This window comes from uncultured Shewanella sp., from assembly GCF_947491715.1.
Classification (GTDB): Bacteria; Pseudomonadota; Gammaproteobacteria; order Enterobacterales; family Shewanellaceae; genus Shewanella.
On the sequence record NZ_CANLKR010000025.1, the window covers coordinates 38,199 to 58,544 of the forward strand.

At 38.0% G+C, this 20,346-nt stretch carries 16 protein-coding genes and 1 tRNA gene; 12 read left to right on the top strand and 5 right to left on the bottom strand.

Features of this window, described 5'->3' with window-relative positions:
• The first annotated feature begins 66 nt into the window (after nucleotides 1-66).
• On the top strand, nucleotides 67-1,272 hold the full coding sequence (gene punC, locus Q0779_RS16355) for a purine nucleoside transporter PunC (RefSeq protein WP_298774145.1): 1,206 nt from the start codon (nucleotides 67-69) through the stop codon (nucleotides 1,270-1,272).
• 115 nt (nucleotides 1,273-1,387) lie between these two features.
• Nucleotides 1,388-1,478: transfer RNA gene (locus tag Q0779_RS16360), tRNA-Ser, on the top strand.
• 418 nt (nucleotides 1,479-1,896) lie between these two features.
• Here the strand turns inward: Q0779_RS16360 and Q0779_RS16365 are convergent.
• Entirely contained in the window at nucleotides 1,897-2,433 is a 537-nt protein-coding gene (locus Q0779_RS16365) for a TetR/AcrR family transcriptional regulator (RefSeq protein ID WP_298774146.1), read from the bottom strand.
• A 250-nt stretch (nucleotides 2,434-2,683) separates the two neighbouring features.
• Nucleotides 2,684-3,340 carry an NAD(P)H-dependent oxidoreductase gene (locus Q0779_RS16370; protein ID WP_298774147.1) on the bottom strand — a complete coding sequence of 219 codons (657 nt, stop codon included), beginning with the start codon at nucleotides 3,338-3,340 and terminating at the stop codon, nucleotides 2,684-2,686.
• 272 nt (nucleotides 3,341-3,612) lie between these two features.
• Here Q0779_RS16370 and Q0779_RS16375 point away from each other — a divergent pair, with 272 nt between their 5' ends.
• The gene (locus Q0779_RS16375) at nucleotides 3,613-5,718 is read left to right on the top strand and encodes an amidohydrolase family protein (protein WP_298774149.1); all 2,106 of its coding nucleotides are present in this window, start codon (nucleotides 3,613-3,615) and stop codon (nucleotides 5,716-5,718) included.
• A 36-nt stretch (nucleotides 5,719-5,754) separates the two neighbouring features.
• Here the strand turns inward: Q0779_RS16375 and Q0779_RS16380 are convergent, their stop codons facing one another.
• A complete protein-coding gene (locus tag Q0779_RS16380) occupies nucleotides 5,755-6,642 on the bottom strand; it encodes an AEC family transporter (RefSeq protein ID WP_298774151.1) in 888 nt (295 codons plus the stop codon).
• Between the two features lie 146 nt (nucleotides 6,643-6,788).
• Nucleotides 6,789-7,355, bottom strand: coding sequence for a LysE family translocator (locus Q0779_RS16385; protein ID WP_298774152.1), 567 nt, complete (start codon nucleotides 7,353-7,355; stop codon nucleotides 6,789-6,791).
• Between the two features lie 143 nt (nucleotides 7,356-7,498).
• On the opposite strand from Q0779_RS16385, the gene Q0779_RS16390 reads away from it, so the two are divergent.
• The 9 genes from Q0779_RS16390 (at nucleotide 7,499) to Q0779_RS16430 (ending at nucleotide 19,632) form a co-directional block, all read left to right on the top strand.
• On the top strand, nucleotides 7,499-8,380 hold the full coding sequence (locus tag Q0779_RS16390) for a LysR family transcriptional regulator (RefSeq protein ID WP_298774154.1): 882 nt from the start codon (nucleotides 7,499-7,501) through the stop codon (nucleotides 8,378-8,380).
• A gap of 447 nt (nucleotides 8,381-8,827) precedes the next feature.
• Nucleotides 8,828-10,165, top strand: a complete 1,338-nt coding sequence (locus tag Q0779_RS16395; RefSeq protein WP_298774156.1) for a hypothetical protein — start codon at nucleotides 8,828-8,830, stop codon at nucleotides 10,163-10,165.
• A gap of 26 nt (nucleotides 10,166-10,191) precedes the next feature.
• Nucleotides 10,192-10,668, top strand: coding sequence for a macro domain-containing protein (locus tag Q0779_RS16400; RefSeq protein ID WP_298774157.1), 477 nt, complete (start codon nucleotides 10,192-10,194; stop codon nucleotides 10,666-10,668).
• A gap of 914 nt (nucleotides 10,669-11,582) precedes the next feature.
• A complete protein-coding gene (locus Q0779_RS16405; RefSeq protein ID WP_298774158.1) occupies nucleotides 11,583-12,266 on the top strand; it encodes a hypothetical protein in 684 nt (227 codons plus the stop codon).
• An 18-nt stretch (nucleotides 12,267-12,284) separates the two neighbouring features.
• Nucleotides 12,285-12,935: a hypothetical protein gene (locus Q0779_RS16410; protein WP_298774160.1), complete on the top strand. Its 651-nt coding sequence runs from the start codon at nucleotides 12,285-12,287 to the stop codon at nucleotides 12,933-12,935.
• A 25-nt stretch (nucleotides 12,936-12,960) separates the two neighbouring features.
• Complete coding sequence (locus Q0779_RS16415) at nucleotides 12,961-13,644, top strand: hypothetical protein (RefSeq protein ID WP_298774161.1); 684 nt, start codon at nucleotides 12,961-12,963, stop codon at nucleotides 13,642-13,644.
• A gap of 42 nt (nucleotides 13,645-13,686) precedes the next feature.
• Complete coding sequence (locus Q0779_RS16420; RefSeq protein ID WP_298774163.1) at nucleotides 13,687-17,370, top strand: DUF2169 domain-containing protein; 3,684 nt, start codon at nucleotides 13,687-13,689, stop codon at nucleotides 17,368-17,370.
• The gene (locus Q0779_RS16425; protein ID WP_298774164.1) at nucleotides 17,363-18,424 is read left to right on the top strand and encodes a pentapeptide repeat-containing protein; all 1,062 of its coding nucleotides are present in this window, start codon (nucleotides 17,363-17,365) and stop codon (nucleotides 18,422-18,424) included. The genes Q0779_RS16420 and Q0779_RS16425 overlap by 8 nt, the downstream gene beginning before the upstream one ends.
• A gap of 530 nt (nucleotides 18,425-18,954) precedes the next feature.
• Nucleotides 18,955-19,632, top strand: coding sequence for a hypothetical protein (locus tag Q0779_RS16430; RefSeq protein ID WP_298774165.1), 678 nt, complete (start codon nucleotides 18,955-18,957; stop codon nucleotides 19,630-19,632).
• Between the two features lie 54 nt (nucleotides 19,633-19,686).
• On the opposite strand, the gene Q0779_RS16435 is transcribed toward Q0779_RS16430, so the two are convergent.
• Complete coding sequence (locus Q0779_RS16435; protein ID WP_298774166.1) at nucleotides 19,687-20,346, bottom strand: hypothetical protein; 660 nt, start codon at nucleotides 20,344-20,346, stop codon at nucleotides 19,687-19,689.

Consider the following 20,346-nt stretch of genomic DNA (forward strand, 5'->3'; position numbering starts at 1 on the left):
TTTCACAAGCTTTTAGCAAATGATTAAACTGTGCTGCTGTATTACTTAGTCTTGATTTTTTAGTTTATGAATTCCATTATTGATGTTAAATATTTCTTATTTCTCGCTTATCTTGCCTTATTGAGCATGTTAGGTTTTATTGCAACCGACATGTATTTACCTGCATTCAAAGCGATCGAAACCAGCTTTGGGGCTTCATCGAGTCATGTGGCCATGTCACTAACCAGTTTTTTAGCTGGGTTAGCGTTAGGACAATTACTGTATGGCCCATTAGTGCAACGCATGGGGAAACGTGGAGCATTGATCTTAGGCTTAGTGATTTTTGGCTTAGCCAGTTTCTGGTTAGCCAGCAGTGAAACGATGCTGAGTTTTAATATAGCACGTTTTTTCCAAGCGTTGGGAGCTTGTAGCGCTGGGGTGATCTGGCAAGCCATTGTGATTGAAAAATATGATGCTGAAAAGGCACAAGGGGTCTTTGCTAATGTTATGCCTCTGGTTGCTTTATCGCCAGCATTAGCCCCTATTTTAGGTGCATTTTTATTAAACATTACGGGTTGGGAAGGGATTTTCTTTACATTAACAGGGCTGGCAATTGCACTTATTTTATTGACTTTGGTACTTGTGCCCAGTGATAAACACCTTAAAGGCACTGTCAAACCGAAAAATATTTCTTATTGCTCGATTTTAAAGAATCATCGCTATTTAGGTAATGTATTAATTTTTGGTGCTTGTTCAGGCGCCTTTTTTGCTTATTTGACCCTTTGGCCTATTGTGATGGAGCAGCATGGGTTTGCCGCAACAGAAATTGGCTTAAGCTTTATTCCACAAACTGTTATGTTTATTGTTGGGGGCTATGCCAGTAAAATTGGTATTCGTAAGCTAGGGGCAGAAAAAGCATTAAAAGTATTGCTGACTTTGTTTGCAGTATGTGTCATGGGGATAGCGGTTTGTACTCTCGTTTTTACAGGGCTCAGTTTATATCCTCTACTGATTATTTTCTCTGTATTGGCTGCCGCTAATGGGGCTATTTACCCGATTGTTGTGAACAGTGCTTTACAAGAGTTTAGTGATAATGCGGCGAAAGCAGCAGGCTTACAAAACTTTATTCAGATCAGCATTTCATTTGGCGCTTCAAGTATAGTGGCAATGTGGGCTGCAAAAGGTGAAATGGCGATTGGCGTTGGGATAAGTATTTGTGGCTTATTAGTACTCGCAGCTTATAAGCTTAGAAGCTATAAAGGTAAACGTGATTTAGCGGCAGTCGCTAGTTAGGCATTGTCCATAATAAGGCTTTGATGAGTCAATTGATGCTTAACTCATCATTCAGCCAGTTTTTTTATGCTTGGGCTTTACAAGCTAGCTTGTAGCTTATATTATTCGCCGCACTGGAGAGATGGCAGAGTGGTCGAATGCACCGGTCTTGAAAACCGGCATGGGTTTGTAGCCCATCTAGGGTTCAAATCCCTATCTCTCCGCCAAATTTAAAATAAAAAAACCTATCCTTAAAGATAGGTTTTTTTATGTCTGTAATTTAACAATGAGTTTGTAGCGCGTCTATGTAGGGTTCAAATCCCTATCTCTGTGCCAAATAAAACAAAAAAGCAACCTTAACGCTTGCCTTTTTTACATCTAGGCAATGACTCGATATAGTTGATATTGATAAGTGGGTTTGTAGCGAGTCCATGTATATGTAGGGTTCAAATCTCTATCTTTCCGCCAAATAAAACAAAAAAGCCATTGGGTAGGCAATGGGTTGATAGCATGTTCATGTTGGGGTAAGATCCTTATCTCTTTGCCACTATATAAAAATGAGCTTATAGCACCCTTATGTCGGGTTCACATTTCGTCTCTTTTTGCCCCATTCTTTTTGCATTTCGTAGGAACTTGTTTACAGCGTTATTGCTTTTGTGTAAATCGGGCGATCAATTGTGTAATGAGGCCAGGATCCCCTAAGAGTTTTGCTAATAATGCAGCGCCATCTAAGCTTGCGATAAGTTGCTGTGCACTTAATTTGGCATTTTTTTGATCAGCGAAAATGGCTACTGAGAGCCAATTGATATTATCGATAAAAAACTGTTTAACTTCTGTTTGGATCTCTTTTGGTAAGGCATCTATTTCAGCGCCTAAAATAGTACATGGACAAATTTTATTATCAATGATGATAGCGCGTTCAAAAAAGTTAGCATAGTGGTAGAGTCTTTCTTCGATATTGGTGTAATTTTCGCTGATTTTTGCTAGTGCCTCATTGACTGTAAGACGGTATCTTATTACAACGGCAATGCTTAGTTTGGCTTTGGTAGGAAAATAGTGTTCAATTTCTTCGATGCTGATATTTAATGTTGCAGCGAGTCCTGAAAAGCTAAGATTACTGTAACCACCGCTGCGGATCCCGCTTTCTGCTGAATCTAAAATTTGTTTTTTTATGCTTGTCATAGTGGTGACTCCAACGCATGGTGCTTACTTGTGGGTGGCGTTAAAAATTAAGTGGTGATCATATATTAATCACCTTCATTTGATGTGTCTAGAGAAGGAGCATCTCAGTGAGCGAAACTTCATTGGAGTTTCATTGTTTATTCTCGCTGTTATGAAGAACAAGTTGGTCGTATTATTGATTTATTGCTAATAAAGATATCCGACACATTTTAGGCTGAGTATTCCTTTAAAATATGCCAGATTTTTTCTGTTAGAGTACTTGCAGTACATCTTCTGTTGATAGGCGAGATTTTGGTAAATTTACATTATAATCTTCATCACTATGGTGATAACCAATAGCTAAAGCAACGTCACATTGATAACCGTTGAGTTCTTTTTCAAAAGCTTTGCTAATCATTTCACTATCAACACCTTCCATTGTTGTCGAATCGATACCTAAACGTGCTAAGGTATGTAAGGTGTTACCCAGTGCTAAATAAGTTTGTGCTTTTGTCCAAGTGGCATTGTTACCTGTGGCATCTGTATTACTGTCGACAAAGGCAAATCCTGCGAACGCTTGTTCTCGATTTTCGAGTTTTACACGCTTGTCTAGAATACTTTTATCCACCACTTTGGCATAGTCTTCGCGGGTATAATTGGGATTATAGGCAAACAAAATAACATGGGAACATGATTTTATATGATCTTGATTAAATTTGAATTTATTAATAAAAGTATCGTGCATACGTTGTTTTGCTTGTTCACTCTCAATGACGATGAATTTCCAAGGTTGTGAATTAATCGATGAGGCTGATAGGCGCATGGCTTCATAAATGACTTGCATCTTGTCATTTGAAACACGTTTAGAAGCATCGTAGCGTTTAGTGGTATAGCGATGGGTTAGATCGGCAAGGATGGCATGCGTCATTTTCTCTCCAAATACACATTGAGTACAAATAGAACTTTATTGAAAAGGGCATGATATTACTAAAGAGTGATGGGATAAAGAACATAACTTTAGAAACATTATCAAAGATTGATTGATAATATTCCCGTTTTCAGATTTTATGGAGAAGAGGTTGCCAATGAGCGTTGTAAAATAAAAAGAGAATAAACAGCATAGAGAGCGTTAATCGACTATGATTAATACAAACATTACTCTTTATCATATTGATAATTATTAATTTATAGGGAATGTCTATGAAAAGTTATCAAGGATTATTTCTTCTTTTCAGTACGATTATTTTGTTTGGTTGTTCTTTCAGTGACGATGCTTCTACAAATACAAATGATCGTTATTTAGTCATTGGTGGTGGTAATATCATGACTATGGCAGGTGGGATGAATGGCTCTGCTACCCCTGAGAAATATATATATGAAAAAGATTATGCTATTTTAATCAAAAATAACATCATTATCGCGATTGCTAAGTCATCTGAAATTATAGCAATGATCCCTAAAAATCAGCTAATTGATTATTTAGATTTAAAGGGGCAAACAGTATTGCCCGGTTTTATTGAACCTCATGCTCATTTGCAGTTGACCGTATCTGGGGCAGCAGTGACGAACCTAATGCCTTGCTTACCTGATAAATATCAAATTATTTATCAAAAAGACTTTGATTGGCTTTATAAGAATGAACATGTTTGTTTATTGTATATTGACGATGCTATCGAAACTTTAGCTAAGAGCAAGCCTATTAATGGTTGGTTAATTGGCAATGGACTCGATCCGTCTCGTATGATGCAAACAAAGCAATCCAAATCACTCAATGATAATCGCAATTTTTTGGCTTACCCTGCCAGTTATTTTGAAAAATATGATGATGTGTATAAGCAAACTCCGGCTTTTATTCTTGATCAATCTGGGCATCTAGCTTATGTCAATCGTATTGCTTTTGAGAAGGCTGGGATCTGTGAAAAAGTCCCCTGTGAAGGCACGAAAAATGAGATGGAACGTGCACAAATACAAGCTGCTCAATTATACGATTTCACTGATGGTGAATGGGAGATTGTCCAGACACCTGATGGGACTTGGGTTTTCTCTGGTTTGTTAAAAGAAGAGTCTGCATTTTATCCGCTTTTAGGGCATACCATCGATTGGATGAAGGGATTGCCAGGCAATCAAAAAACTGCTTTTGATCAGAAAATGCAGCAAGATATGTTACAAGTACTGAATGTCGCTTCGCAGCAGGGAGTGACGACTTTTGTTGATGGTGGAGTGTCGAGTCCACAGGTGATTACGGCTTATCAGGCGATGGCAAAATCGGCAGAGATGTCGACGCGTTTACGTGCCTTATATACCTGGGATTTTAACAAAAAAAATGCTCTGCAGGGCAAGGACAAGGATTTACCTCAAAAAGTGCCGTTCGATACTGGGTTGTTTTCAGCAGAAGGTATTAAGTTGTGGGCGGATGGCTCAACTCAAGGCTGTAGTGCCTCTCTTGTCGCTCCCTATAACACTGAAGGCTTGTGTGCTCGCTTTGGTATGGGTCATCAAAATTATACTCTGACTGAGATGAAGGATAATCTTAACGAATATGCTCAAAAAGGCTGGTATATTCATATTCATGCCAATGGCGATGCTGCCATTCGTGATGCTATTGACGCCTTATCTTCACTGGCTGATGACAATACTGCTTTTAAAAGTTTACCTAGCGTGATTATTCATTCGACGGTGAATGGAAAAAGTGGGCAAAAGGCGACGATTCCAGCACAAATTGCAGCAGCGAGAAGTCAGCGTTTACCGGCATTATCAAGTAGCCATTTAATTGGGCATGTGGCTTATTGGGGTAATGCATTTGAGAATGAGTTAGGAAAAGAGAGGGCTGCTTTTATTATTCCGACTCAAACGGAGTGGAAGGGGGGGATTCCATTGTCATTTCACAGTGATATGTCGGTGACACCACTTTATCCCTTATGGTTTGTTGAACAAGCTGTGACCCGCAGTACATGGCGCTATCCTAATTTAACTGGAGAAGGTCAACCACTCAATGAATTGGAAGTGTTAACGCCATATCAAGCATTAATGGCCGTGACAACCCATCCTGCGATGCAGCATAATATTGCAGACAAAGTGGGTTCGTTAGAGGTGGGAAAATTGGCTGATATGGTGGTATTGGCTAAAAGCCCTCTGGATGTGGATAAAACGGCTATCCATAATATTGGTGTTTCATGTACTTTTTTAAATGGTAAACGGGTTAAATGGGCAAGAATGAATAAATGGGATCATACTCGAAAAATCATTAATACATTCCAGTGCCAGATAGAAAAAGGAGTGGATAGAAGTCGTTTAATATCAAAATAATGGCAGGAAGTATTTGCTAGACACCCCGTATTAACGTTATACCCAATAGGTTAGTACAAGCGGTAAGGTAATAATGCTTAATATTGTTGAAATAAAGATAATCCCTGATATTTGAGAGGCATCTTGGGGCCTGAAAATAGAAATCCATAAGTAAGTATTAATGGCGGTTGGCATCATGCATTGTAAGATTAATATGCCTCGCATGTTGCCTTCAAAATTAAACAAGCTTGTCAATATAACGGCGACAAGTGCACCAATTAATAGATGGATTATAGAGAAGATGATCCCAATTTTAATATTGCTCAACTTAATTTGAGCCAGGCTATAGCCAAGGGTAATTAACATAAGAGGGATTGGCATACCCCCTAAGATCTGAAGTGATGAAGTAATAGGTTTAGGGAGCTGTATTTGAAAATAAATGATGCATATGGCAAGAATAACACTATAAATTGCAGGGCTGATGAAGGCTTCTTTTAAATGCCAAGTGCCAGAGGTGACTGCTGGCGTGACAATAAACATGAAAATCATGCCGATAATCACAAAAGTGACACCGTAAAGTATGCCATCATGACCAAAGGCGAGGGCACAAACGGCTAACCCGATGTTACCCACATTATTCATGCTTAAACATGAAAAATAAGTGGGAATATTCTGTTTGGTGATACGCAAAAAAAGATAAACAAACATAGCGAATAACATAAACATTAAAAATGCAGCAAAAATCATTTCTAATAACTTATTTATTTCAACATCTTGGCCAAGCATGTGAGCTAGTATCAATGCGGGGTAACCAATATGCGACATGAGTTTAGAGATCATTTTAATATCAAGCTGCTGTTTGCACATGGCAAATAAATAGCCGACAAAAGCGGCGATTAATATGGGGAATATGACTTCAATGACATTGTGAAATAACGGCAGCATAAAGGTGACATCCTATACAGAATGAATTTCTACTTATTCATTATAGGTGAATATAATGGTTGGATTATCAGGATACTGTCAAACACCACTTTTATAAGAAAAGCGGTGTTTGACATGAGATATTTTATTTTGTTTTTTTGGGGTTTTTAAATAGCTATTGGCCATTGTTTGATGAATAAATCAATACCTATGATGATTAGGGTTATTCCCATTAAACGATTAAATACCCTTTGCCATTTTCTATGCTTGATTAAGTCAGCCATTTTAGCGCCCATGATTGCCCAACTTGCGATAGAGCTGTAACAAATGACACTATAAATGCCTACAAACATAAATAATAAAATGTTTGAGTTATTGAGTCCAAAACCTGATATACCGGCAAGACAGGCTAGCCAAGCTTTAGGGTTTAACCATTGCAAAATGACTCCTTGGAAAAAGTGTGGTTTTTTACCTGCCTGTTTAAATTCAATGCTGGTTTTACTTCTGATTAATACTATCCCCATATAAACGATATAAAAGGCGCCTAAATAGCTCAATAGGATGTAGGGTAAAGAGGTCTTGAATGTGACAGTTCCTAAGCCCAAGCCAATGATAAGTAGTAATAAACTAAAACCCACAGTGGCGCCTGTAACAAAACTTAAGGTTTGACGAAAGCCATATTCAAGACCATTGGATAGGGTTATTAGGTTGACAGGCCCTGGTGTAATAGACATGGATAATGCAAAAGCACATATTGATAAGATTAATGACATAATAAAATAGATGGCTCTATAACTGATTGATAGACAGTGTAGATTGATTCAAATACAATTAAAATATCGTATAATTTGATTTCTTTGTTCGGTTTTCTTTAACTATGATTGATGAATTGAAATCTATAGCTGTGTTTGCAGAAACAGTTCGTTTTGGGTCCTTTAGAGCAGCAGCTCAACATTTAGGACTTTCTCCGTCAGTAGTGAGTCATCATATGAGCTCATTAGAATCTAGAGTGGGGTATGCACTTCTTTACCGTTCGACGCGTAAACTGTCTTTAACTCATGAGGGTAAAAAGCTATATGAGCATGCTCAGCGCATGCTTGAACAAGCCACTTTGGGTCTTCAGTCATTACCAATGGAGCCAGTAGCATTAAAAGGAAAATTGATTGTCAGTTTTCCAAGCTATTTCCTAAGTGTTGAAATTCGGGCGCGTTTAGCTCAGTTTTTAAAGAAGCATCCCCAGCTATCCATTGAATTGAAGTTTGGTGCTGAGGTTGATGATATTATTGGTAATGGTATCGATCTTGCTATTCGAGCGGGGCAGCTTAAAGACAGTGCATTAAAGTGTAAAAAAATCGCTGAAGTTGAGCGAAAGTTAGTGATTTCCAATTGTTTGTTGAAAACATTTCCTGCGCCAAAAGTATTGGAAGATATGTCAGATTTTCCTTGGATAAAACTGGCTCCTCTCCCTTTATCTCGTCCTTTTATTCATAAGCAAACAGGCCTGCAAAAAGTCATGCAATATTCGAGTCGTATTAGTGTTAATTCTTTGGACGCGATGACTGATTTTACGCTGGAAGGACTCGGTGTCAGTACGCCACCAACCAGTATGATTGATGTGGCAATTGCCAATGGGACATTAGTTGAATTACTCCCAGATTGGAAAGTCCAAAGTATCAATTTATACGCAGTATGGCCTAAAAATGTCACGACTAATAGTGCTGCATATCATTTATTGCAAGCACTGCAAGAACCCTCGTAAACATATTTTTTACTCATGACCTTTCGTCATTTTGGTGCAACTTTCTAATATTGAGCGCCTAGCATTAAAATGTTCCAAACATCGCAAAATGTACTAGTACAAACTAGTCTTAAATGAGTCGATATGGGGAAGGATAGGCTTGTCTGTAGCAAAAAACATCATGCTTTACTGTTATTTCATTTGTCGCGTTAAAGTTAACCCTTTAATGCGGATGTTTGAATCTAGCTTACGCAGTTTTGTTAACGTGACTATCCCCACTCCAGTTTTTGTTGTTTCGTACTTGTTTACATCAAAGGAGTGCAATGATGAGTGGATATTGTTACAGGGATGTCAGGCTTTTTTCGCGTTTATTTTTAATCGGTTTAACTTTTATTTCAATGACTTGTTTTGCTAATGATGAACCCCCGATCAATCCCTATTTGGCCGACTCTCCATGGCCCATGGCCCATGTCCCATCGAAATCCTTATAACCAAGCCTCTTCCCCGCTGAAGGGAATAGAGCCTAATGACAATGTGCAAGTGTCTTGGCAATCTGCTTGGCCATCAATTACTTTGGCCTTCAGTGACGATCCACATCGAGTATGGGGCTCGACATTTAAGTCTGTCTATCAAGTGGATTTAAGTGACAGTGACATTAATAAATTGGCGACTCAAGCGCTTAATCAGCCCGAAAATGGTATTTCAGGTGCCTACACCTTAGTGGATAGCGAAGGGAAATTCTTCTCACCCAGAGATTTGATATTATCGCGTTTTTCTCAGGTGAACGAGGGGAATGACTCCCGTATTGTAACAGAAGACAGCTTTAGTATTCCTCAAGCGTATTTGACAATGGCTGGTGAGCATATTGTGGGGGTGAATATGACTTATGACGGCTTTATTGCCATGGCAACCTCTGCAGGATTGTTGGTGGTAGTGAGTCGAGATTTTCATTTTCACACCGCACTCTCCATGGGCGTCAATCAAAGCGTATCAAATTCCATTGCGATTGATGAAGAAGGGGGCATTTATGTGCTAACCAATAAGCAACTGCATCGTGTGCAATGGAATGGGGTTCAGTTGGCGCATTTATGGAGTACAACCTATGAATCAGGGCCTGATGAGCCGTTACCGGGTCGCTTAGGGACGGGATCGGGTTCAACACCGACATTAATGGGCAAGCAAGATGGTGATAAATTTGTTGTTTTTACCGACGGCGGTGAATTAATGAATTTAGTTTTGGTGTGGCGAGATGCTATTCCTGATGATTGGCAACCCATTGGTGAGGGAAAAGATCGCCGTATTGCCGCAGAATTTCCTATCACCTTTGGAATTGAAGAGGCGACACGCAGTGTTTCAGAGCAATCAGTGTTGGTAAGGGGCTACAGTGCGATGGTGGTGGACAATCATTATAGTTTGGATACATCAGATTGGCTTGATGGACCGAATGCGGGGGCGATTACCGTGCTTTTTTCTAATTTGGGCTTTAATGCGCCTTATGGCGTTGAAAAAATGAGTTGGAATAGACAAACTCAGCAAGTTGAAAGTGATTGGGCTAATCAAGAAAGCTGCCCTAATGGGATACCGACGATGAGCGTTGCATCGAATATCGCTTACTGTTGGGGACAACGTAATGCCAAGTGGACATTACTGGGCTTTGATTGGGATACTGGAGAAACGGTTGTTGAAGTCCCTATGGGTTATGGCGTGCGTTATAATTCCACTTATGCGGCGACACAAATCGGTCATGATGGTCAAATATTATCGGGTACGTTACTCGGCCTGATTCGAATTGAGCCTAATGATTGATAGCTTGGCTGGATTGAGTTAAGTACATGAATATTATTAATGGTGATTTAGTTAAATTAAGCCAACAAGGGCACTTTGATGTCATTATTCATGGATGTAATTGTTTTTGTACTATGGGGGCTGGCATCGCAAGGCAAATATGCCAGCACTTCCCTCAGGCTTATTGTGCCGATCGACAAACAAAGAAAGGTGATGTTGCAAAGCTTGGCTCTTATTCCAGCGCTAAAGTGATCACTTTGCAGTATCACTTGGTAGTGGTGAATGCATATACTCAATTTCATTGGTCTGGTGAGGGAGTGAAAGCGGATTATGATGCAATTGCTCATGTTTTTACATTAATCAAACAGGACTTTTCTGGATTAAGAATAGGTTACCCTATGATTGGAGCAGGACTTGCTGGCGGAGACTGGAATGTTATCGCTCCAATCATTGATGAAGCACTGTTTGAAGAAAATCATACTCTTGTCATATGCAGGGGGTCGTTATCTGTCTATTTGACTTAGTTTCAAGTGATTGAGGCTTCAAGTGAAATGGAGCTATGGAGCACAGAGGGGGGATTAATCATGAGAGATTGATCTTTTCTAGCAACTCATCCCATCTAGCAACAATGACTGCACCTGCTGATAGCCCTATTACTATAGTGATAGCATGTTGTGGCGAAGTATTCATGACTCTAAGTAATAACAATAGTAAAAGGGGTAATCGTGCATAAAGTGTTAATTTTAATATCTTAGTGAAATGGGTATTTTTTAATTGATTGCATGTTATATTTCACCTTAAGTGATGATTTTTATCATTTGTGCATAAAAGAGCTGACATCAATATGACAATGAAATTCAAGTGAGATTATTTGTATTTTGTTAAATAAAAATTAATAACAGATTTTAAAATAAACAATGGTAATTACTTTTATCTAAAATTAAACGCATTGCTGTTACTTGATAACTTTTATGGCTATTGAATACCTATCAGTTGATTTAACTCATCTTAGACTTAAGTGATTAATAAGATGAATGAATATTAAATAAATATTCATTTAATTGATTTTTCATTCTGCGTGCCTTCCTCACCTTTCTTGTTTAATATGTTGTTTTAATTGTATTTTTTCATATATTTATTTTTATTGTTTAGATTAATTGATGTTTATTTTTCTGTTGTTATATCGATAGTATCTTTTTTGTTATTATTTTAGCTTGTTTTAATGTTTCATCTGAATTATTTGAGAGGCTGCTTGAATTTTTATATTCATGATAATAAGTTAATGGTAACGGCTACATAAAATATGATTAATTTACTTATTGATGAATGATCTTTAATTTATTTTAATGAATGAACTTGATGTGCTTAAAAGCGCCATGGTTTTTATTCAATGATTCATTCATGTGCTTTGGTACAAATAGTTGAATAAGGAAACATTATGAGCTTTTGGAGTACAGTTAATAATGATCTACAAACATTTACGAATAATTTAACCCAGACGGGTAATGATGCGACAGCCTCTAAAAAGGGTTCTGGTTCAAAGTTTAGAACGAATAATGTAGTGGGTTATGTTGTTGGATCGCAAACTTACATTACTTTGGGGGGAGGGGCTAATTTTTGTGCGGGGGCGAGAAACTCTGTGGTGACGGGCATTGCAGCATCAGCCAATATATCACCTTATATTCCGAGTGTGACGCTTTCTTTAGCGGAGCAGAAATGGACTGAAAACTATCGAGAAATAAAAGTAGGCAAGCAGAAAGTCACTGCGGCTGAAGAAAAAGCCGTCGCCGATAAAATGAAAGTCTGTGCCACGGAAATGCCAAATGTTTACAATAATTTTCGAGCCATTGTTAAAAATAATCAAACAGAATTGAGCCGATTAAATGCGTTGAATGACAGCATTAAAGCGGTAAATATGCGAGCAAGTAACGTAGCATTAGAGGCACGCCAACTAACGACAAACATTGATGATACTGCCAATTGTCAAAATACAGTAACCAGTAAAATTGCGCAGTTGAATACTCTAATAAGCAGTACGGTTAATACTATCGCAGATATTGAGTCAGAGCTACAAACTGCTGCTTCTAAAATAGTCAGTGCAAGTTTACATATACATAATTAATGTTAACTGGGAGATATTATGGGCTATTCACAAGGTGCTGACGAAACGGGTGCCAACAGTGGCAAGGTTAAATCGAAAACGATTAATGGTATTAAATTTACCACTAAAAATTTTTATTCTGTGACTTATGGTACAAAAAATTATTTAACCTTAGGGGCATACAGTTCGGGAACCTTAGGCGCTGATGGTGGAATATCAGTGACATCTTCTTTTAATCTATATACTTTTTTAAAAGTCTCTTTATCGTTGTGGAAGTTTGGCTCTTCGAAAGATTTTTTTGAGGTGAAAATAACAAAAAAACAACGAGCTGCAGCTGAAGAGAAAAAAATGACGCTTGAGACAAGCAAGTTAATTTTTCAAAATTGGGATACGGTTATGTCAAAAGTAACGAACACTTTGACTATGACACAAGTGAATGAGAATCGTATTCAAAGTTGTGTGAGCTATCAAGACAATGTGATGAACAAAGCTGACGTTTTGAGTTCTGATATTAAAACGACAGCGACTGCTAATCGTTTTTGTACCTCTATGCAGCAAGTTATTAATGAGGGGGCAGCCAGTTTAGTGAATGACACACTAAGCATTAAAAGCCAACTTAATAGTACAAAAACACTGATTACAGCTGCAAATGCGAGCAATATAACCTGCTCTGATTTGATGATGCTTTAATTACATTAAGAGTAAGGAGTTTATTATGCCAACAGCCTCAGATGGTAAAGATCCAGATAAACCCAGTTCCACGAGTATTAAACCACTTCATGAAGGGAGCCAGACTGGCTATAACAATACGACCAAATACGGGTTGAAAATGAGCGTGAAAACCGCTTATAAATTCACGCCTGGTTCAGTGAGTTGGCTATGCTCCGGAGGCAGCTGGTGGACAGCTGTGGGGATAAAGTCTAATGTGGTTGTTGGGGTCAAAACCGGCATTAATGTCGGTGGTCAGTTTGGCTTTTCAGTGAAAAAGCACTCTTATAGTCCTAATTTTCTGGCGATTAACCTTCAGCAATATACGGCAAAAGGTAAAGATGACGCTGTGATGGCTTTGAGACAGGAAGCGCTTCTAAAATCATGGGAAGATTTTGGCAATAAGCTTGATATTGAGGCTGAAACTGCCACATTAATGAGCGAGAATTTATCGCTAAGATCAAATGAGATCAACCTTGCTGAAAGAGAAGTCTCTGCTGCTGTTTTACAACAGCAACAAAGTGGAAATAGAATTGAAACCATTGCTAATGAATTAGTGTCGGGCGTTAACCATATCAACAGTTTGGGGGTTGATATGAAAGCTGTTAATGCTTCTAGTGAGGTGCTTACAAATAAAGTCAAGACAACGGTTATTTCTATGTTAGAAGCGAATTTAACGACTTTTGCATGATAGAGCTTTTGGTTGTAACTAATTTTTTGTCGGAGCTTTCTGATGCGGATAATAAAAAGTGATGAGCATGGTATTTTACTGGTACCGTTTGATATAAAGGGTCGCCCTCATCTTGCGATCACTATGATCTTGGGTTTTGACTTATTGGATCCCAGTCAAACCGTTAGCGAGCAAAAATTGTGGCAGTGGGTGAATGCGAGTTTACAAGGAGAAGTGTTTGATACTGGAATGCCTAAGCTAAATGCAGAATGGTTGGTGTCAGGCCATGCTTATTCTGGACACAAACCCCGTCAACAGGTAAGAGTATCGGTGGCATTGGCTGGCAGTGAGAAAACATTAGATGTATTTGGTCAACGCTATTGGCGTGTTCAAAAAGATAAATTAGTTCCAAGTGAGCCTGATTATTTTACTCAGCAGCCCTTAACGTGGGAATGGACATGGGGAGGGGAAGAAATAGAGGAAAATGCTTTAGGTTGTAACCGTATCATTGAAAATGCCCCCCTTCCATGTGTGTTTTATGCTAACAATGCAACATTGGAAGATTTATCTCGACATGCTGTTATTCCTGCGTCGTTTTTACCGCTTGCAATCGAACATCCATTTAGAAAAAACTGTATGGGAACTTATGATGAAGTCTGGTACAGAGAGCTGTGGCCTCATTTTCCTCATGATTTTAATTGGCAATTTTTTAATCAAGCTTCGAAAGATCAATGGCACAGTGATAACTTTCAAGGTGGAGAGTTTTATCGTTTGATTAATTTACACCCTGAGCATGAGTCCATTACGGGTTATTTGCCTTATTATCAACCTCGAGCCTTTATTCGTCAGCAGATACAGAGTCGAGCACACCAATATCCAAGTGATGAACAAGAGACAATGAATGCTGAAATTGAATATAGAACCACTGAGGTACGATTACGCAATGATACTGTTTGGTTTTTTCCTGATAATCAATTAGGCATTCGAATTTTTCGTGGCAGTGTCCCTGTTTTTGATGAAGAAGCGTTGGATGTGACGGATGTCTTGTTGGTGACGGAAGAGGTAGGCAGTCAAGCTAAACCACTTGATTACTATGCGGATTATATTCGTACTTATCAAATAAGCAAAGCATATGAGCCTGAGGTGATAGCGGTAACGCAAGAAAAAATGCAGCTAATGTTAAATGAGCTTGCGCAAGCTAAAAAAAACTTGTCGGACTTACCCCGTTATTTTAAATTCAAACAAGGGCAATTAACCAATAAAATTCCCTCACCGAGTATGACACCGAGTGTGTTGCTTGAATCGTTGCCCGCCCAGCTTGATCGTAATATCATTAAGCTTGAAAAATTAAAAAATAAGCTATCTGATTTACCCATTTCTAGATCGGCCATAACGGAAATAGAAACAAGTATCAATAAAATTAAGGCATCAAAGGTTAAGTTTAGTGAATTAGAGCAGTCTTATAATGAAGTTAACAATCAAGTGTTTAAACAAGCTCGGTCGATTTCGCCACCTCCTCTTCCCATGTCAGAGTCGCCCAAGATAAAAAAGCAATATGCTGAGGGACTTCAAAAAGTTGAAATGGCGATATCTTCACTAGAGTCAAATACCAGTGAACAGCCTTGGCATGATAAAGCCAGTCAAGTTATTGGACTTGCTCAACTTAATTTAGCCGATTATGCTTCAACACTTAAAGGTTACGGCTTTAGAAATGTGGCGATAAAAAAACACATGTTGGTTTTCATTAATGCTCCACAGATTTTTTCAGGTAAAGAATGGGGATTGAAAGATACTGATGAAATACTTATTCCTAGAGGGTGGTTGCTTCCTGAGTATTCTGAAGGCCAATTTACGGCACTAAACAGCCGAGTTGACTTATTTGATGTTTCAACTGAACAATTAATTGATGGCAGTGAGCCAGCATTTTGGCATTCAGAGATTGTTGTGGGTCAACCGGTTTTATTGTGCCAAGATAAAATGATTGCTTGGCTATTGGCACAAGATCTACAGCCTTATTGCAATGTAATAGAGCTTCCATCTCTAGCGGATAAGGTGTCTGATGAGGCTGAACAAGCAATTAAAGCTGCTAGCCAAATTTTTGTCTTTACACAAGCAATCGATGATTTAGAAGAATGGGAACGGTCTTTTCCTGATGCCGAATTTATTGGGTTGAAAAATCAATTACTCATCCAAGATGCTTATCAACAAGGCGTCGATTTAGTCGATTGGTTTATACCTTATTTAACATTGAAAGCTGATGATGCGATGCCAGTCGAAATGACGGCAAGTCAAAAAGCAAAGCGCCAAGCAAAGTCTTATTTACCTGATATTAATGTTGAAAAAGTGGTTAATGATCAATATCAATCCAGTTTATCCAATATGGGAATAAAGCCTGGGCAAACTATTGCTCAAGCTATGGCTAATAAATTTGCTGAAAGTAAAGAAAAAGTCGTGAGCGATTTTGCAAGCCCCAGTATGAAAAAAGCCTTACAAGAAAAAATGCAATTGAGCTTATTTCAATCTAAACCAATATCTTTGAGTGAAGCGATGAGGGAAGCATCAAGTCAATTGGGTGATGTGTTGCAATCCAGTGCTCAAAATATTACTGATCCGGTTACTCTGGCTAATATAAAGAAAGGAGGAGAGCAATTAAAATCGGGAATGGGTGATCTAACGGATTTTGTTCAGGAGTCTGAAGCAAAAATGGAGGCGGCTAAGCTCCCCTCTGATGATGCCATATTACCTTTAAGCCCATTAACACGTGAAGAGGTGATTGAGTATCGAGACAATAATAAGAGCTTAGTTGAGAGAGATTTATCAGAGCTTGATTTATCTGGATTGGATTTATCAGGTGTTGATTTTTCTAAATCGATTATGTCGAGTACCGATCTGACAAAAGCCATTTTAACCGATGCAAAATTCGATAATATTATAGGTGACAGTTTGTTGCTAAATGATGCTTTAGCCAGTGGTGCGTCATTTGATAAAGCCATGTTAGTGGATGCAAGTTTTAAAGGTGCCAATTTGTCTAACTCTCACTTTGCTAGTGCGATGGCGACGGGAGCACATTTTACTGGGTGTGTGATGACACAAGCCTGTTTACATCAAATGTCGGCTATTGGTGCTGACTTTTCAGATTGCATTTTAAATGGCAGTGATTTATCAAAAGGGATATTTCTTAATGCGATGTTTGAAGGTGCCCAATTACGTGATATTGATGGTACTAAGATGAAGGCCTATCAAGCATCCGCTCGAAATAGTCAATGGCAAGGAGCGACATTAACAAAAGCCCTATTTTGGGAAGCTAAATTAGACCAAGCAAACTTTTCGTCGATTGATGCAATTAATGCTCGTTTTTCTAAAGCAAAGTTAAATCACGCGAATTTCAATGAGGCTAGATTGATGAAATCGAACTTTGCAGAGTCGGAATTATATCAGGCAAATCTGAGTGAAAGTGATTTAAGTTCAACTTGCTTTAATCAAGTCTTAGCGAAAGAAGCTAATTTTGAAGCCGTTAAATTAAAAGGTGCGCAATGCATGCGAGGTGATTTCACTTTGGTGAATTTTAATGGTAGTGATGCGATGCAAGTTAATTTTATGCGGTCGACACTCATGTCTGCTCAATTACAATATGTGAATTTATATAATGCGGATCTGTATAAGGTCACATTGGGTAACAATTCAATGAAAGGTTGTAATTTAAAAAGGACATTACTGGCTCAAAAGGAGGAATATATTCATGAATAAGACTGAATTTATTGAAGCCCTTGAAGAATCTTTTTCCTTTGAAAATATAGTGTTGAGTGGAGAGTCTTTACCTGCGATCACATTAAAGCAAGTATTTTTTACAGATTGCCAATTCATCAACATTGATTTTTCTCAAGTACAATTTAATCGCATTCGATTTGTTAATTGTCAGTTTATTAATGTGTCGTTAAATGATGCCATGTTGAATATGGCAGAGTTTAGCCAGTGTCAATTTCAAGGAGTAACTTGGGTACGCTCAGTGTTAGAGCAAGTCGCTTTTACTGAGTGTGAATTAAAGGATCTTGACTTTTCAATGTCTCAGCAAAACATGTGCACTTACAAAGGTTCGGCTCAGAAAAGTGTGCTTTTTGATGGGGCTAACTTAGCAATGTTAGTTCAGATGAAATCTCAACTCGATAATGTGAGCTTTACTAATGCGAAGCTTTATAAATTTGTAGCCAATGATATTGAGGTCGCTGATTGCGTGTTTGATCGTGCAATAATCGAGAAAACGTCACTATCGAATACGATTTTCAAAGGAAGCTCTTTTCAGTCGGTTAACTTTTATGCTGTACAATTAAACTCTTGTGATTTAACTGGTGTTGATTTTAGTCACTGCCGTATTGAGAGTTGTTACTTTATTGGTAGTCAATTACAACATACCTCTTTTGTTGGTGCTCAAGCCTCTTATAGTGTCTTTAAAGGTGCCGATTTGAGTCATGCAGACTTCAGTCAAGCGATTGTATTGGGCGGTAGTTTTGAAGAAATAATAGGGGAGAAGGTTAACTTTTCTAAAGCTGAACTATCACAAACAAATTGGCAAGAGGCAAGTGTGGTTGGGAGTGACTTTAGTGGTGTGAAGGCGCAGTATGCTGACTTTTCTCATGCCGATCTTTCCAATTGTTCTTTTCATCAAGCCGACGTTTCTTCTTCAAAGTTTCATTTAACGATAGAAGATAATACCCATTGGACTCGTGCGAATCGTTTAGGATGCAGTGGAACCGATCTTGAACTTGAGCAAGCGCAATCATGGAAGATCAGGAAAATACAATGATGATTGAAAAGGGGAGATGAGCTGAGTGAGTTCGATATAAGGCGATGGGGGCCGTTTACAGGTTTGAACGTCTGATTGTTATAAGGTGATATCATTGTTCAGTTAACGTACAAAGTGTTTAGTAAAAGCATGCAATAAAAAATAGATATAACACGTAACTAGGCTAACAGGAAAAGCGGTTATTTAAGTTTATTATATTTCAGTTAATTCTGTTTCTAATCGTATTATTTATTGGTTTATGATATTGCCTTTCAATTGTATTTTTTTGTTTTTTTAAGTGTGTCTTATTTGTTTTTTATTGTTGTTTTTTCGTGTTGTTTTTATTTGTCATTACTCTTGTAATGTCTATTTGTTTACTTTAACCGCATAATTACACTTAAATTTAATTATATTTACGTTTTTTATGTAAAAGAGGCTCTTTATTAATAATTGTTTATTTATTCACCCTTTCGTTTGTTTTTTCCACTATATATGATATCAAAAAACTCCGGTATGCTTCTTTTTTTGTCTTTGTTAGCTGGAGATTATTTATGTCGACTTGGGATAAAGAGTACGATGATGATGGAGATGCACTTTTTAACGACCCCAGTAAAGGTGCAAACAGCCAAAAAAAATTGGATTTTATTGGTGGCTATAAAATATTAGCGGAAAATAAATATTCGTTAGTGATGGGGGCGAGTAATTCTATTACACTTGGCCAGTGGTCTAGTTTAAAAGCGGGAGCAACTTTTTCAGGTACGTTAGGGGTCGCCTTTTCGTCTTTTACGGGAATTAAGACAGATTTAAAATTAGCCCACTGTGATTTTACTATTGATAAGAAAAAGTTTGTAACCGCAGAGATGAAGGCTGCAGCTGAGGAAGCCACGCTAGCGGCCAATCGATTGGATTTAATATCTGAAGGCGTTGCAATTGCAAATAATAAATTATTAGGCGTTGCGACAGCACTGACTTTACATGGCCAACAAATACAAACTGCGACTACTAATATTACCACCAATGCCAATTCACTTAATGTTGAAACCAATAGGGTTAATACAATAGTGAATCAAGTTGGGGCGATTGGGACTCAACTTAATAATGTGGATGCTGAGTTGAGTCATGTTAGTACTAAAGTGGAGGCTGCGGGTGTGATTTTGGCTGATCATGATGCCTCTTTACAATCAGCAGGTATTAATATTGTAGAAGCAGATATGACAATGTTAGGCTAGTTACCCATCCTTGGAAGATAAGTGTGAATATTCTATTACCATGATATTGATCTATTAACCAAGCAACATTATGCTAGATTCATTAATATGGGTCTCAGTTTCTAATACAAGGGTATTTTTTTCGCTGATTTCGGTTTGCAACGTCTGTATTTTATCGGTAATTTCCGACATTTTTGACTCGTGAGTATCAAATGTGGTACCGACTTCTTGTATCATTGATACTACATTGTCTACTCTAGTCGTGTGGTTTGCTGTATGATTCGTATTGTTTTCAATTTTTGCTGTATTGTTTTCAATGCTTTGTCCATTGGTGTCTATTTTCTCAAGAGTAGTTTTAATTGAATCATTATATGCTGTTATTTTATTATTTATGACTTCAGTGTGTGCTGCTATGAGGGCATCTTTTTTAGCTGTGGCAATGGTTTGTTTACTTTTTAGTTTTTTGTCATCAATACTATAAGTTGAATCTCCTCCAATAGTGATGCCTGTTTTGGGCGCTATATTTATTCCAATATTTCCGCCTACAAAAAGACTCGTTTTAAGACCTATTTGTGTCGAATTGGTTGCGCCGATTGTGATGCTGGTTTTTGCTCCTATGGTTAAAGAATATGAAAATGAAGATACCACTTTTAGTCCTTTATTCGTGATTGTATAGTCAGTGCTTTTATCATTTCCTGTTGCTTTTGTTGAACTCTTTCTATTTTTACCTTTCAT